General features: G+C 59.5%; 14 protein-coding genes. 5 read left to right on the top strand and 9 right to left on the bottom strand.

What is annotated here, in order from left to right; all coding sequences use genetic code 11:
• Nucleotides 1-76 precede the first annotated feature (76 nt).
• Complete coding sequence (locus ACM6IV_RS24710) at nucleotides 77-2,050, top strand: hypothetical protein (protein ID WP_414872029.1); 1,974 nt, start codon at nucleotides 77-79, stop codon at nucleotides 2,048-2,050.
• 53 nt (nucleotides 2,051-2,103) lie between these two features.
• Here the strand turns inward: ACM6IV_RS24710 and ACM6IV_RS24705 are convergent, their stop codons facing one another.
• From ACM6IV_RS24705 to ACM6IV_RS24685, 5 genes are all read right to left on the bottom strand, one after another.
• Entirely contained in the window at nucleotides 2,104-2,682 is a 579-nt protein-coding gene (locus ACM6IV_RS24705) for a hypothetical protein (RefSeq protein WP_414872028.1), read from the bottom strand.
• A 74-nt stretch (nucleotides 2,683-2,756) separates the two neighbouring features.
• Nucleotides 2,757-2,987 carry a hypothetical protein gene (locus ACM6IV_RS24700; RefSeq protein WP_414872027.1) on the bottom strand — a complete coding sequence of 77 codons (231 nt, stop codon included), beginning with the start codon at nucleotides 2,985-2,987 and terminating at the stop codon, nucleotides 2,757-2,759.
• Between the two features lie 114 nt (nucleotides 2,988-3,101).
• The gene (locus ACM6IV_RS24695) at nucleotides 3,102-3,692 is read right to left on the bottom strand and encodes an LON peptidase substrate-binding domain-containing protein (protein ID WP_414872026.1); all 591 of its coding nucleotides are present in this window, start codon (nucleotides 3,690-3,692) and stop codon (nucleotides 3,102-3,104) included.
• A 10-nt stretch (nucleotides 3,693-3,702) separates the two neighbouring features.
• Nucleotides 3,703-4,419, bottom strand: coding sequence for an LrgB family protein (locus tag ACM6IV_RS24690; protein ID WP_053124192.1), 717 nt, complete (start codon nucleotides 4,417-4,419; stop codon nucleotides 3,703-3,705).
• A complete protein-coding gene (locus ACM6IV_RS24685; RefSeq protein WP_414872025.1) occupies nucleotides 4,419-4,781 on the bottom strand; it encodes a CidA/LrgA family protein in 363 nt (120 codons plus the stop codon). Before ACM6IV_RS24685 ends, ACM6IV_RS24690 begins: the two co-directional genes overlap by 1 nt.
• Before the next feature lie 194 nt (nucleotides 4,782-4,975).
• On the opposite strand from ACM6IV_RS24685, the gene ACM6IV_RS24680 reads away from it, so the two are divergent.
• The 3 genes from ACM6IV_RS24680 to ACM6IV_RS24670 all read left to right on the top strand — a co-directional run bounded on the left by ACM6IV_RS24680 (nucleotide 4,976) and on the right by ACM6IV_RS24670 (nucleotide 7,940).
• A complete protein-coding gene (locus tag ACM6IV_RS24680) occupies nucleotides 4,976-5,431 on the top strand; it encodes a MaoC family dehydratase (RefSeq protein WP_007909575.1) in 456 nt (151 codons plus the stop codon).
• A gap of 112 nt (nucleotides 5,432-5,543) precedes the next feature.
• Nucleotides 5,544-7,271 (top strand): C13 family peptidase, encoded by a 1,728-nt coding sequence (locus ACM6IV_RS24675; protein WP_414872024.1) that lies wholly within the window; start codon nucleotides 5,544-5,546, stop codon nucleotides 7,269-7,271.
• Nucleotides 7,272-7,298: 27 nt separating this feature from the next.
• Nucleotides 7,299-7,940: an oxidoreductase gene (locus tag ACM6IV_RS24670; RefSeq protein ID WP_414872023.1), complete on the top strand. Its 642-nt coding sequence runs from the start codon at nucleotides 7,299-7,301 to the stop codon at nucleotides 7,938-7,940.
• A 135-nt stretch (nucleotides 7,941-8,075) separates the two neighbouring features.
• Here the strand turns inward: ACM6IV_RS24670 and ACM6IV_RS24665 are convergent, their stop codons facing one another.
• The 4 genes from ACM6IV_RS24665 to ACM6IV_RS24650 form a co-directional block, all read right to left on the bottom strand.
• On the bottom strand, nucleotides 8,076-8,360 hold the full coding sequence (locus ACM6IV_RS24665) for a YceK/YidQ family lipoprotein (protein ID WP_414872022.1): 285 nt from the start codon (nucleotides 8,358-8,360) through the stop codon (nucleotides 8,076-8,078).
• Nucleotides 8,353-8,985, bottom strand: coding sequence for a flavin prenyltransferase UbiX (gene ubiX, locus ACM6IV_RS24660; RefSeq protein ID WP_414872021.1), 633 nt, complete (start codon nucleotides 8,983-8,985; stop codon nucleotides 8,353-8,355). The genes ACM6IV_RS24665 and ubiX overlap by 8 nt, the downstream gene beginning before the upstream one ends.
• The gene (gene mpl / locus ACM6IV_RS24655; protein WP_064364045.1) at nucleotides 8,982-10,331 is read right to left on the bottom strand and encodes a UDP-N-acetylmuramate:L-alanyl-gamma-D-glutamyl-meso-diaminopimelate ligase; all 1,350 of its coding nucleotides are present in this window, start codon (nucleotides 10,329-10,331) and stop codon (nucleotides 8,982-8,984) included. Before mpl ends, ubiX begins: the two co-directional genes overlap by 4 nt.
• Before the next feature lie 470 nt (nucleotides 10,332-10,801).
• Complete coding sequence (locus ACM6IV_RS24650) at nucleotides 10,802-12,715, bottom strand: sigma-54-dependent Fis family transcriptional regulator (protein ID WP_414872020.1); 1,914 nt, start codon at nucleotides 12,713-12,715, stop codon at nucleotides 10,802-10,804.
• Between the two features lie 301 nt (nucleotides 12,716-13,016).
• Here ACM6IV_RS24650 and ACM6IV_RS24645 point away from each other — a divergent pair, with 301 nt between their 5' ends.
• Entirely contained in the window at nucleotides 13,017-14,537 is a 1,521-nt protein-coding gene (locus ACM6IV_RS24645; protein ID WP_414872019.1) for an aldehyde dehydrogenase family protein, read from the top strand.
• Nucleotides 14,538-14,648: the final 111 nt, after the last annotated feature.

Genomic DNA, 14,648 nt, shown 5'->3' with positions numbered 1-14,648 from the left:
GTGAATCACACGTTCAGGCGGGCACCTGCCCACGTCAGCCAAAGGATGGCTGGCTCAATCACATGGAGTGACCTTTATGCGCCAAAAACCTGGGCCGCTACGCCCTTCCCCGACATCCGAAACGTCCGGCACCTCGACATCCCGTACGGTGCCCCACGAACGTCCAGTCGAGCCGGACTTCCATTTGCATGGTCGCGTCAGGCCGGATGGCACGAACGAATCGCCGGGTTTTCATGCCGACGACCCTCACAGCAGCACCGCGAGAGTCGAGCCCAGCATAACGATCACGCAGATGCCCGAGACGCAGATCGCCCGGCGCGGGGCGGCGACGTCGCCTCTGCAGCCCTATTTGCAAAGAGTCGACGCGTCTTTGGGCCACGATGCCGACGGATTGAAGGTGCACAAGGGACGCAAGTTCGCCGACATCGCCAACGAAGATGGATCAGCCGCCGACATGACGGTGATGGTGGCGTTCCACGACCTGATCAAGGCCTATCGGGCGCGGTTGCCCAGTGAGCGGGTGCCATCAGGGCCTCCGCTTTATCGAGTGGCCGACAGTAACCTCTGGAGTCTGAAGAAGCCCATTGAGTACTACTCTCCCGAGCGCTACACCTTGAATGAAAGACTTACTTATTATTCTCGTTATGTGCCAGACGCACAGGGCTACTACGCGGTGCACGAAACGGCGCTTGTGCCGCATCAGGGTCGGGTGATCTCAAGCAGGAATGTCGGCTTTGCCTTTGAGGATACTGACGGCAGGCTGGTTAAAGTCGAACCGAGCGAGGCTCGCGGAGATGCATCCGTACCTTTGAAACTTGCGCACTGGACCGATGGTGAAATATGGAATGCGTACAACATTCACGGTGCAGAAGTGCTGGCCTTTCGTGACGAAGCCCAAGCCCTCGGCAGAGCGCCAGAGTGGGCAAGGCGCGTAGACAATGCCAATCAGGACAAATCGCTCTTGAATTCCATGAAGTGGTGTTACCCGCAGAAATCCCGAATTGAACGCGCCGAACTTCTGCGCAGCTACAACTTGAGCATTGCCCAGCAAAAACGCTTGATTCCTGACATGGACAAGGGTTTTCCCGAATGGGCCGAACAGCACAAGCAATTGACCCTGAGTAATGATGAACAGCGTTTCAGCCAGATTGCCGAAGAACTGGAACCGTATATTCTCAGGTTGAGAAATGAAGGCGAGCATCCAAGCAACGCGCTACCCGATGTCGAGTTGCGTTATCAGAACGACTTTCTGGAAGGCTATCTAATGCACTCAGGCTACAAGCGAAATGTGCACGGGATGCTATACCGAACCGACATCCCCGGCATGTTCCGTGCCGATCTGCGCACACCCTTTGAACTGGCGCGAGACAAGCGCCTGTTCAGACTGAAGGGCAACTACTACGACTCCACCACGGAACTGCCTTTCAGCACGACCTTCAGTCTCGACGACGCCTTGGGCTACATGAACTTCGATTACTATTCCGACCCTCTGCGGTACAACAGCCAAGCCAATCGATATCCGGGACATGTCAGTTCTGACAGCGGCTCGTCGTACGGAGGGCGCTTTGGTTCGACGGACGATTCTGACAATTCGTTTGAACTGGACTATTCGCACGACTACCCATTGCGTCGGCGCAAACAAGCCTTGGGCTTTCTTTATATCATCGACACCCGCGGCGTCGAGGTGGTCCCCCAAGCGGAAAACATTTATCTGAACAACATGGATTTTCAGGGCGATAAACTGGAAGGCCAGATATCCATGCCCAAGCGCGGAATCAGCGCCGAGCGAATCTGGCTGGTGCACTCGGACCGCAGCCGGGCTGCACGAGTTGAAGATGTCTTTCGAGAGGCCGGAGATAACGTTGAGTCTATCGAGCAAGCAACATGGGATGGGACCCTCAGGACTCATACCTTTTTTCGCCCTACCCCCTATGACGATCTGATAGCGAAAATCGCCAGCTCCGGCGGAGTGATTCTGGACTTGCCGAAGGGTGCTGAGACGTTTTCGAACGACATCATCTGGCCCGTTCCCGAGCACTACCGTACCTGATCCGACAACCATTAAAACGCGCTACTCATCACAGCGATGAATAGCGCGCCTCATCATGCGGCGAGGGGGAGTTGATCAATAATCTTGAGTACAAATATTACCGGCTTGTTGTTAAACGCATTATGCCCGGTGACATTGGGGTCGACGTTGTTAAAAACATTCATTCTATCAGCGGTATTTCGATACAACGGTTTGTTGTTCGACTCGCTCTCAATTTCAATATAAAGCGGTCCCGGTTGAAGATCACGGAAGACCGCCCGTGACAGCCCCACTGTCCTGATCGAAAACAACTCACCCGATTCTTTTTGGCTCACCAGCACATTGTGCGTGCGACTTTCGATAAACAGTCGCGCGCCGTCGTGAACACCGCGCAAGGCAACAGTGATCGCAAAGCTGTCGCCATGGGGCGTGAAGGTCAACAACAGCGGTTTGTCATCTTCGTGATCGGCGAGTGTCAGAAAGCGGGTCTCGCGTTTGTCGGCCAAGGCCACTTCCACCTCCATTTGCTCACGCCGGGTAAGGCGCGGATCGCGCAGGCGCTGACGCAAACGCTGATGATTGAGCACCACGGGCAGACCGTCGACATATAGATTTGCGGTAAATGCACTGTTTTCTTTTTTATTCGTAGACATGTAACCACCTCTGTGCGGACACCTGCCGTCGGCAGTCTCTGCGCGGCAGATTGTTTCGCACATCACAAAATAGTTCAGGCAATCGCGGCTGCGGCCACGGACTCGGCTGTCGCGGTAATTCGAGGGATATCGCCGGCAGGCATTCTGGCGGCTTTACGTTTGCGTCGTGCGAGCACCATCAAGTCCGAGTATGTGGCCGCGGCATCAACAATATGATTTGCGTTGTGATCGACTCCGGCATTCTTGAGAATATATTTACCGGCAATGTCGTCCCAGAAACCCCACTCATCTTCATAAACAGTCATGATTCATTCCTTATTGTCATTCAGGTCACCCGCGTCCTGCGGGCAACTTGAAGTTAAGTCAAAGGGTTCATCACGACAATGCTGGCAAGTGCCAGTATTTGATTCAAATAACAACTAGGCAAACAACTCGCCCTGCAACTCATCGAGCAATGCCTGGATCGCATCCAGCCGCTGCTGCGGATCGTCGAGTTGCAACAGATCGATCTTGTCCTCTTCGGCAAACGGCAGCAGATAGGCCAATTGATTGGCCAGCGATTGCTGCCCCAGCGCGTCGGTGCCCATGTTCAGCGCTTCCACCATCGGGTGCTCGGCCAATGCCTTGAGCAGCGCCACCAGGTCAGCGTCTTCGTCCTGCAGCGGTTGCTCGGGTTCGTCATCCAGCCAGTCGACCTCAGCGAGGATCAACTGGTCGCGCTGCACTTCGGTACGCAACACTGTGAACCGCCGCCCGCCCTGCACACGAATGCCGAGCAAGCCGTTGTCCTGCTGCTGGAAATCGGTGATACGTGCTTCACAACCGACCAGCGCGAACCCTTGGGGCGCGACGCCGACTTCGTGCCCATCAAGAATGCACACCACGCCAAAGCCGCCGCCCTGTTTCATGCAGCGGCCGATCATGTCCAGGTAGCGCGCCTCGAAGATCTGCAAGTCGAGATTGCAGCCGGGAAACAGCACTGTGTTCAGCGGGAAAAGCGGCAGACTCATAGACATTTCCTTACACCACCATCGACACCGCCAACGGCAGGAACACCGCCGTGGCCACGCCCATCAGACTCATCGCCAACGCCGCAAAAGCGCCGCACTCATCACTTTCCTGCAACGCCACCGAGGTGCCGACCGCATGTGCGGTCATGCCCAGCGCCATACCGCGCGCTTCGGGGCTGTGCACGCCGAGGCGGGTCAACAGTGCCGGGCCGAAGATCGCCCCAATCACCCCGGTGATCAGGACGAACACCGCCGCCAGCGCGGCGACGCCACCGATCTGCTCGGCCACCAGCATCGCGATCGGCGAAGTCACCGATTTCGGTGCCATGGTCATCAGGATCATGTGCTCGGCACCGAACCACCAGCCCAGCAACACGCCCATGCCCGTGGCAACCACCCCGCCTATCACCAGCGTAGTAAAAATCGGCCAGAACAATTGGCGAATACGCCGCAGGTTGAGGTACAGCGGCACCGCCAGTGCCACAGTCGCCGGGCCAAGCAGAATGCTGAGGATCTCGGTGCTTTTGCGGTATTCGGCATACGTCAGGCCGCAGCCGACCAGCACGCCGATCACCAACAGCATGGAGACCAGCACCGGTTGCAGAAAGATCCAGCGGGTTTTCTCGAACGCCGCCAGCACCAGTTGATAGGCACCGAGGGTGATGCCTATGCCGAACAGCGGGTGATGAATGACCGAAGCCCAAGCGCCCTGCCAGTCGAAAAGCATCAGGACTCCTCCGACGTGGGTGCGTGCCGTCTGACCAGGCGCTGCATCAGCACCCCGGCGAAAGCCATCGACAGAATCAGCGACAGCACCAGCGCGCCGACAATCGCCCAGAAATCTGCAGCGATTGCCGTGGCGTAAACCATCACGCCGACGGCTGGCGGCACCAGCAGCAATGGCAAATAACGCAGCAGACTGCCGGCCGCGAGATTCAACGGCTCACCGACTTCACCACGCATGATCAGGAAGACCAGCAACAGCAGCAGACCGATGATCGGCCCTGGCAGCACCGGCAACAGCAAATGATTGAGCGCCGTGCCGAGCAATTGAAACAGCACCAGCAGGGTCAGGCCACGTAGCAACATCCGACATCTCCGTCTTACTTTTCGCCCAGCAGGGGCTCGGCATTATAAGCACGCCTGCGCTATGGATCGGCATTCGCCAAAAGCATGGTCGGTTGACCGGAGCAAATCGCCATGATGATCTACAGTGGTTCGCAGGGAGGTCAAATCCCCCCACCTGAAAAACTATAAAACCGATGAACCCAAGGAGAGTCTCAATGCCCTATGTTCCCGTTGCAGAGCTCAAAGATTATGTCGGCAAGGAACTCGGACGTTCCGAATGGCTCACCATCGATCAGGAACGCATCAACCTGTTCGCCGAAGCCACCGGTGATTATCAGTTCATTCACGTCGACCCGGTCAAAGCCGCGCAAACGCCCTTTGGCAGCACCATTGCCCACGGTTTCCTGTCGTTGTCGCTGATTCCGAAATTGATGGAAGACATCCTCATCCTGCCGCAAGGCGTGAAGATGGTGGTCAACTATGGTCTGGACAGCGTGCGTTTCATCCAGCCAGTGAAGGTCAATTCCAAAGTTCGCCTGAAGGTCGATCTGGGCGAAGTGACCGAGAAAAAACCGGGCCAGTGGCTGCTCAAGGCCACCGCGACACTGGAGATAGAAGGCTCGGACAAACCTGCCTACATCGCCGAGCCGCTGTCGCTCTGCTTCGTCTGATGGTTCTGGATGCGAAGCAGCGCACGCTGTTTCGCGTCAACACTGGTTTTACCGGCTGCATTAGGTCACGTAGCTGCGGCATACTCGGTCGCCTAATTGCCCGGATCCCGCTATGCGCTCACTTGCTCGTCTTGCACCCCTTGCCTTGACCCTGATGCTCACCGCGTGCGGCGACGGCGAATCGCTGTTGCCCCCGGATGCGCGTCTGCCCGACGGCGGACGCTATCGCGGTGAACTGGTCGATGGCTTGCTGCAAGGTCAGGGCCGCGTCGACTACCCCAACGGCAGTTGGTATGCCGGGCAGTTCGACAAGGGCCAGTGGCATGGTCAGGGCGAATGGCACGGCAGCAATGGCGAAGTTTATCGCGGGCAGTTTCAGCAAGGCCTGTTCGACGGCCAGGGCAGTCTGACCACTAACGCCAGCAGCTACACCGGTGGCTTCAAGCAGGGACGCCGCGAAGGCGAAGGTACCCTGAAAGAAAACGGCATGACCTACCGTGGCGAATTCAGGGCTGACCAGTATTCCGGGCTCGGCCGCCTGGAAATGGACGACGGCAGCTCCTATCAAGGCCAGTTCGCCCACGGCAAACCCAACGGTGAGGGTCAGCGCGGCGATGCCAGCGGCAACTCGTTCAGCGGGCATTTCGTCAACGGTCAGCTGGAAGGCAACGGTACCTTCAACAGCGCAGACGGCGACATCTATGTCGGCGGCTTCAAGAACAATCAACTGCACGGCAAAGGTCGCTACGAAAACGCTGACGGCGATGTCTGGCTCGGTCAGTTCAAGGAAGGCGCCCTGACCGGCAAGGGCGAACTGATCGGCGCCGACGGCAGCCATTACATCGGCGTGTTCAGTGACTGGCGCTTTAGCGGTCAGGGCCGTCTGAACCTCTCCGATGGCAGCTTTTACATCGGCGGCTTCGACAACGACAGCTACTCCGGACGCGGCACTCTGGTGCTTACCGATGGCAGCGTGCTGAGCGGCATCTGGATCAATGGCCAGCGCGTGCGCAACGCCGATGGCAAGTTGCTGCCCGATACACTCGAACTCGGCTTGCTCGCTCAGGGCCGCCTGCTCGATGACGCGTTGGCCGCCATCCCCGCTTCGACCCCGGCTGTCGAGTTGTACACGTTGACCCTCGGCGGAGACGGCAAGCAAAGCGTATTTCTGCGTGAATCCGATTACGTCGCCAATATGCTCAACACGCGCTTCGGGGCCTATGGCCAGATTCGCCTGGTCAACCACCGCGACCATCTCGGCGATCGGCCGATGGCCACCCGCGAGAACCTGCGCCGCGCCGCGCAAACCCTCGCCGAACGCAGTGGCCCGGAAGACTTGCTGTTCATCTACCTGACCAGCCACGGCACCGCCGAGCATGAGCTGGTGCTCGACCAGCCGCGCATGGAACTGGCCGATCTGCCCGCCGACGAACTCGCCGCGGTGCTGGCGCCGCTGAAAAACCGCGACAAGATTATCGTGATTTCGTCGTGCTACTCCGGCGGCTTCATCCCGGCGCTGAAAGACGAGCGCACGTTGATCATGACCGCCTCGCGCGCGGATCGGGTGTCTTTCGGCTGCTCGGAGGAAGCCAACTTCACTTACTTCGGTGACGCGTTGTTCGCCCAGGCCCTGAACCAGACCGATGATCTGGAGCAAGCTTTCAAACTGGCCAGGGCCACCGTCGCCGAACGGGAACTGGCGGACAATTTCGAAGCCTCGGAGCCGCAGATCTGGGCGCCGAAAACCGTGCTGTCGCACTGGCAACTGCTGCGCAAACAGCAAGCCAGAAAAGCTTTGCAAAGTGCTGCGTTGAACGACGGAGCGACAAAGAGCAACTAAGCTGAACAGTATCAAGGGAGAGACACTATGTACTTGACACCTCAGCACGTATTGCTTGCCGGAGCCACCGGGTTGACCGGTGAACATCTGCTCGACCGTTTGCTCAACGAGCCGACGATTTCTCGCGTGCTCGCCCCGTCCCGTCGGCCATTGGCCGAACATCCGCACCTGGAAAATCCGGTAGGTGATCCGCAGGCGTTTCTGCCGCAGCTCAGTGGCCGCGTCGATATCGCCTATTGCTGCCTCGGCACCACCATCAAACAGGCCGGCTCGGAAGCGGCGTTTCGCGCAGTGGATCTGGACATGGTGGTGGCGTTCGCCAAGCGCGCGCGGGAGATGGGCGCGCGGCATCTGATCGTGATCAGCGCGATCGGCGCGGATCCGAAATCCTCGGTGTTTTACAACCGGGTCAAAGGCGAAATGGAGCAGGCCTTGCGTGCGCAGAACTGGCCGCAACTGACCATTTGCCGACCTTCATTGTTGCTGGGTGAACGGACTGAACCGCGCCTGGCCGAACAATTGGCCGGGCCATTGTCGAAGCTGATCCCCGGCAAATACCATGGGATCGAGGCGTGCCAGTTGGCGCGGGCGATGTGGCGGTTGGCGCTGGAGGAACAGGATGGAGTGCGGGTGATCGAGTCGGATGAATTGCGCAAGTTAGGCAAATAATCTTGCGGTGCCTGGGCTGGCCTCTTCGCGGGCAAGCCCGCTCCCACAGTGTTCTTCAGCGACCACAGATTTTGTGAACGACATCGAAACCGGTGGGAGCGTGGCTTGCCCGCGAATGGAGTGCGCAGCACTCCTCTACAATCCGCCAGTCGCCTGAAAACTCACGCCAATCACCGTCAGCAGTGACAACGGCAACAACAGCGTATCGAGCAACGCACTCGCCGGCAGATCCACCCCCGGATAACTCGGCGCCTCAGCCCCGAAACGGTCCATCGCGCAACATCCACCATTCAACGCATACAGATCCAGCCGCGTTCCGGAGTACACCACCGGCGCCCCCGGTTTGGCTGCATCCAGCGTGCGCGCCGTCGCACACCCGGTCAGCAACAACGCCAGCCCGATCGCCAGCAGCTTATTCATCGCTGCTCAGATGATGCTCGCCCCAACGCGGCAGCATGTCCTGCGGAATGCCGAGCAGATTGAGGATTCGCGCCACAACGAAATCGATCAGGTCATCGATGGTCTGCGGCTGGTGATAGAACCCCGGCGAGGCCGGCAGAATGGTTACGCCCATGTTCGACAGCTTGAGCATGTGCTCCAGATGAATGCTCGAATACGGCGCTTCACGCGGCACCAGAATCAATTGGCGACGCTCTTTCAAAGTGACATCAGCCGCACGTTCGATCAGGTTGTTGCAGGCGCCCGTGGCAATCGCCGACAGCGTCCCGGTGGAGCACGGCACCACCACCATCGCTGCTGGCGCGCCAGAACCCGAAGCGACCGGCGACATCCAGTCTTCCTTGCCGTACACGCGGATCTGCCCAGCAGCGGCGCCGGTGTATTCGGTCAGGAACGCCTGCATCATCTGCGGCTTGGGCGGTAGCGTGACATCAGTCTCGGTGGCCATCACCAATTGCGCAGCCTTGGAGATCAGGAAATGCACCTCGCGATCTTCCCGCACCAGGCAATCGAGCAGGCGCAGGCCATATTGGGCGCCAGAGGCACCGGTCATGGCCAGCGTGATGCGTTCCGGGCCGTTGCTCATTGCAGCGCCTCGGCGAGTTTGCCGTGCAGGCCTCCGAAGCCGCCATTGCTCATGATCACCACGTGAGTGCCGGGCTGGGCCTGGCTTTTCACGCGCTCGATGATGCCTTCCAGCGAGTCGCTGACAATCGACGGCACCGTGCACAGTGCGGCGGTGGCGGCCAGGTCCCAGCCAAGGTTGGCCGGGGCGTACCAGATCACCTGATCGGCATCGACCACGCTGTCCGGCAAACCGTCACGGTGGGCGCCAAGTTTCATCGAGTTGGAGCGCGGTTCGATGATGGCGATCAGCGGTGCGTCGCCGATGCGCTTGCGCAGGCCATCGAGGGTGGTGGCAATTGCCGTCGGGTGATGAGCAAAGTCGTCATAGATGGTGATGCCGCGTACTTCGGCGACTTTCTCCATGCGGCGTTTGACGTTCTTGAACGCGCTCAGACCGGCGATGCCCATCGACGGCACCACGCCGACATGACGCGCAGCCGCCAAAGCGGCCAGGGCGTTGGCGACGTTGTGCTGGCCAGTCAGCTCCCACTCGACGGTGCCTTGCGACACACCTTCGAACATTACTTCGAACGCCGAACCGTCCTCGCTCAACAGTTTGACCTGCCACTGACCGCCGGCGCCGGTGGTTTGCACCGGGGTCCAGCAGCCCATTTCAATCACACGTTGCAAGGCCGGCTCGGTGGTCGGGTGGATGACCAGACCTTCGCTTGGGATGGTGCGCACCAGATGGTGGAATTGCCGCTCGATCGCCGGCAAGTCCGGGAAGATGTCGGCATGATCGAACTCAAGGTTATTAAGGATCGCAGTGCGCGGACGGTAGTGAACGAATTTCGAGCGCTTGTCGAAGAAAGCACTGTCGTACTCGTCTGCCTCGATCACGAAGAACGGCGTGCCGCCCAAGCGAGCGGACACCGAGAAATTCTGCGGCACACCACCAATCAAAAAGCCCGGGCTCATGCCGGCGTGTTCCAGTACCCAGGCGAGCATGCTGCTGGTGGTGGTCTTGCCGTGCGTACCGGCCACCGCCAGCACCCAGCGCCCTTGCAGTACATGATCGGCCAGCCACTGCGGGCCGGACACGTACGGCAGGCCTTTGTTCAGCACATATTCCACTGCCGGATTGCCGCGGGACATGGCGTTGCCGATCACCACCAGATCCGGTGCCGGATCAAGTTGCGCCGGATCATAGCCCTGCGTCAGTTGAATGCCTTGGGCTTCCAGTTGCGTGCTCATCGGCGGATAGACGTTGGCGTCGGAACCGGTCACGTGATGGCCCAGCTCTTTGGCCAACACCGCCATCGAGCCCATGAAAGTCCCGCAGATACCCAGAATATGAATGTGCATAGTCGACCTCGTAAAACATGGCCGCAGGTTAGCGTAGGGAGGGGGAAATCGCACTCTTTAGGTGAGGGGCGGGGCTGAGTGGGCCTGGCATTTTGGCTCGACTGAAGTTTGCCGCCCCTCACCCCAGCCCTCTCCCGAGGGAGAGGGAGCCGATCTCGGTTACCTTCAAATCCTGAGTTCGGCTCGATAACCCAGGTCGGCGCAGATCGCTAAAACACCCCGTTCAGTTCCCTCTCCCAAGGGGGAGGGAGCCAATCCACGTTGCTTTCAAATCCTGAGTTCGGCTCGCTCGTTCAGGTCGGCGCAGATCTCCAGAACACCGCGGTCAGTTCCCTCTCCCGAGGGGGAGGGAGCCGATCCACGTTGCTTTCAAATCCTGAGTTCGGCTCGCTCGTTCAGGTCGGCGTAGATCTTCAGAACACCGCGGTCAGTTCCCTCTCCCTCTGGGAGAGGGCTAGGGTGAGGGCCTTCTAACTGACTCGCCGCGCGATCCCGTGCTTACGCAGCTTTCTATAAAGAGTATTGCGGCTGACACCCAGTTGCTGCGCCGTGTGGGTCATGTGCCAGCGGGTTTGCTCCAGCGCATTGAGCAGAGCCGACCTTTCGGCGTCTTCCAGTGGATGATCGAATTCCTTAACCACCAATACTGCCGCACTCCCCTGCCGAATCATCACCGGCAAATCCTCAATCCCGATCCGCCCCTCATCACACAACGCCGCCAGCGTGCGCAGCACATTGCGCAACTGCCGCACATTGCCCGGCCAGTTGAACGCCAGCAGCGCCTGCCGCGCGGCCTCGTCGATCACGATGTTTTCGCCGCCCGCCTCTTCGGCCAGCAGAAAATCCAGCAACTGCGATTTATCACTGCGGGCGCGTAACGCCGGCAATGCCACTTCCAGGCCGTTGAGCCGGTAATACAGATCCTCGCGGAAGCTGCCGTCGGCGACCCGCTCCAGCAGATTGCGGTGGGTGGCGCTGATGATTCGCACATTGACTGATTCCGGCTCGCCACCGATCGGCACCACTTGCCGGTCCTCAAGCACGCGCAACAAGCGAGTCTGCAAAGCCAAAGGCATATCGCCGATTTCATCGAGGAACAACGTGCCGCCATCGGCCTGCTGCAACTTGCCACGCATGCCGTCCTTGCGCGCGCCGGTAAAGCTGCCGCCGCGATAGCCGAACAGTTCGCTTTCGATCAGGCTTTCAGGAATGGCCGCGCAGTTGAGCGCGACGAAGGCTTTGGCGCAGCGTTGACTGGCCTGATGCACGGCCTTGGCGAAGGCCTCTTTGCCGGAGCCGGTTTCGCCGTTGATCAGCAGTGGCACATCTCGCTCGAATACGCGCAAGGCTTTTCGGAAATCGGCCTGCAGCGCCTCATCACCGAGACAGATGCCCGACAGGCGCGGCGTTTCAGCCACGACTGGCGCCGCCACCGTCGGTAAAGGCTTGCGCGACTCACCGCGCAGCACGGCAAACAAATGCCGGCCGTCACGGGTGCGCAGCGGCCAACTCGCGCTGGCATTCGCACTCGCACGGCCCAGCAATTCATCCAGCGAACAATCGAAAAACGCCTCGACCGATTTACCCAGCAAGCCGCCACGAATATGCCCAAGCAAATTCAGCGCGCTCTGATTGACCGCACTGATCCGCCCTTCGCCGTCAAACGCCAGCAAGCCCTCGCTGAACAGCCCGACCGACTCAGCCTGCAGATGAAAACGCAGCAACCATTGGTTATCGAAACAGCGCAGGAAGTAGCAACTCTCGATCATCTTCGCCGACAGATTGACCAGCGCCATGGTATGGAACTGACTTTGCCGCGAGACATCGTGGCGCGCCGAAGACACGTCAAGCACCGCCAGCAGTTCACCGTGCGGATCGAACACCGGGCTTGCCGAGCAGGTCAGGCCGGTGTGACGGCCGCGAAAGTGTTCGTCCTGATGAATGGTCAGGGCCTGACGCTCGACCAGGCAGGTGCCAATGCCGTTGGTGCCCTCGCAGGCCTCACTCCAGTCGGCGCCGAGCCAGAGCCCGGCGCGTTCGAAGATCTTGCGTTCGGCAGGCGCGGTAACGCAGTTGAGGATCACCCCGCGCGCGTCGGTCAGCAGCACCGCATGACCGGCGCCGGAAAGTTGTTGATGCAGACTGCTCATTTCAGTGCCGGCGATCTGCAACACCTGTTGCAGGCGTTCGCGGCTTTCCAATACGCGCCCGTGTTCAAGCACCGTCGGCGCCATGCTCAGCGCCGGGTCGAGGTGATAGTCCTCCAGACAGCGCAGCCACGAACGGGCAATCGACGGATCGGCACCGGGCCCGTGCAGGTGCGGTTTGCCCTGGGTCACGGTGAGAACCTGTCGGGCATGGCGACTCAAATGGTTGTCGTGCATTTCTTATTGTTCTCCCCGAGACTCTACGGCCCAATGCTGAGGTGATGCCCAGCATCCTCCAGCCATCGATGCATTGCAATGCTGGCAAGACTGCCCGGTCACTGCCTGTGCCAAAAGCGGTACAAACTGTCACCCCCTCTGTACCGAAACCATCACAGACGTCATCCATTCGTCCGACAGAAATCACGCAACGCCTTGATTTACCTGCCCTGCACCGCAGTGGCCCGACCTTTGCTCTACGCTTATAGCAAGCGCACTTGCGCGTTTCTCTAATAAGTACAAAGCCAAGGAGAACATCATCATGCGTTACGCTCACCCCGGTACTGAAGGCGCCAAAGTCTCGTTCAAGAGCAAGTACGGTAACTACATCGGCGGCGAGTTCGTCGCGCCTGTCAAAGGTCAGTACTTCACCAATACCTCGCCAGTGAATGGCCAACCGATTGCCGAATTCCCTCGTTCCACTGCCGAAGACATCGACAAGGCACTGGACGCCGCCCACGCCGCTGCCGAGGCGTGGGGCGCGACCTCCGTGCAGGCGCGCTCGCTGATTCTGCTGAAAATCGCCGACCGCATCGAAGCGAACCTCGAACTGCTGGCGATCACCGAAACCTGGGACAACGGCAAAGCCATCCGCGAAACCCTCAACGCCGACATCCCGTTGGCCGCCGACCATTTCCGCTACTTCGCCGGTTGCCTGCGCGCCCAGGAAGGCAGCGCTGCCGAAATCGACGGCAACACCGTGGCCTATCACATCCATGAACCACTGGGCGTGGTCGGCCAGATCATCCCGTGGAACTTCCCGCTGCTGATGGCCGCGTGGAAACTCGCTCCGGCCCTGGCTGCCGGTAACTGCGTGGTGCTCAAGCCTGCCGAGCAAACCCCGTTGGGCATCTGTGTACTGATGGAGCTGATTGGCGACCTGCTGCCGCCGGGTGTGCTCAACGTGGTGCAAGGGTTCGGTAAAGAGGCCGGCGAAGCCTTGGCCACCAGCAAACGCATCGCCAAAATCGCGTTCACCGGTTCGACCCCGGTCGGCTCGCACATCATGAAGTGCGCGGCCGAGAACATCATTCCGTCCACCGTGGAACTGGGCGGCAAATCGCCGAACATCTTCTTCGAAGACATCATGCAGGCCGAACCGAGCTTCATCGAAAAAGCCGCTGAAGGTCTGGTGCTGGCGTTCTTCAACCAGGGCGAGGTGTGCACCTGTCCGTCCCGCGCGCTGGTGCAGGAATCGATCTACGACGAATTCATGCAGGCAGTGATGAAGAAAGTCAGCCAGATCAAACGAGGCGATCCGCTCGACACCGAGACCATGGTGGGCGCGCAGGCGTCCGAGCAGCAGTTCGACAAGATCCTGTCGTACCTGGAAATCGCCAAGGGCGAAGGTGCCGAGCTGCTGACCGGCGGCAAGGTGGAAAAACTCGAGGGCAGTCTGGCGACCGGCTATTACATCCAGCCGACCCTGCTCAAGGGCACCAACAAGATGCGCGTGTTCCAGGAAGAAATCTTTGGCCCGGTGGTGAGCATTACCACCTTCAAGGATGAAGCCGAAGCCCTGGCGATTGCCAACGACACCGAGTTCGGTCTCGGCGCCGGTCTGTGGACTCGCGACATCAACCGCGCCTATCGCATGGGCCGGGCGATCAAGGCCGGTCGTGTGTGGACCAACTGCTACCACCTGTACCCGGCGCACGCCGCGTTCGGCGGGTACAAGAAGTCCGGGGTTGGCCGTGAAACCCACAAGATGATGCTCGATCACTATCAGCAGACCAAAAACCTGCTGGTGAGCTACGACATCAATCCGTTGGGCTTCTTCTAAAACCTGAGGGCGATACAGATATTTCTGTGTCGCCCGCTCGACCGCTTTCGCGAGCAAGCCCGCTCCCACAGGGATCTGTATCGGATCTCAATATTGAGCTGACCACAGAAA

The organism is Pseudomonas sp. IT-347P, assembly GCF_949768005.1.
In the GTDB taxonomy this organism is placed as follows: domain Bacteria; phylum Pseudomonadota; class Gammaproteobacteria; order Pseudomonadales; family Pseudomonadaceae; genus Aquipseudomonas.
Note: the sequence above shows the minus strand (reverse complement) of the source record. Positions and strands in the feature narration are given on the sequence as shown.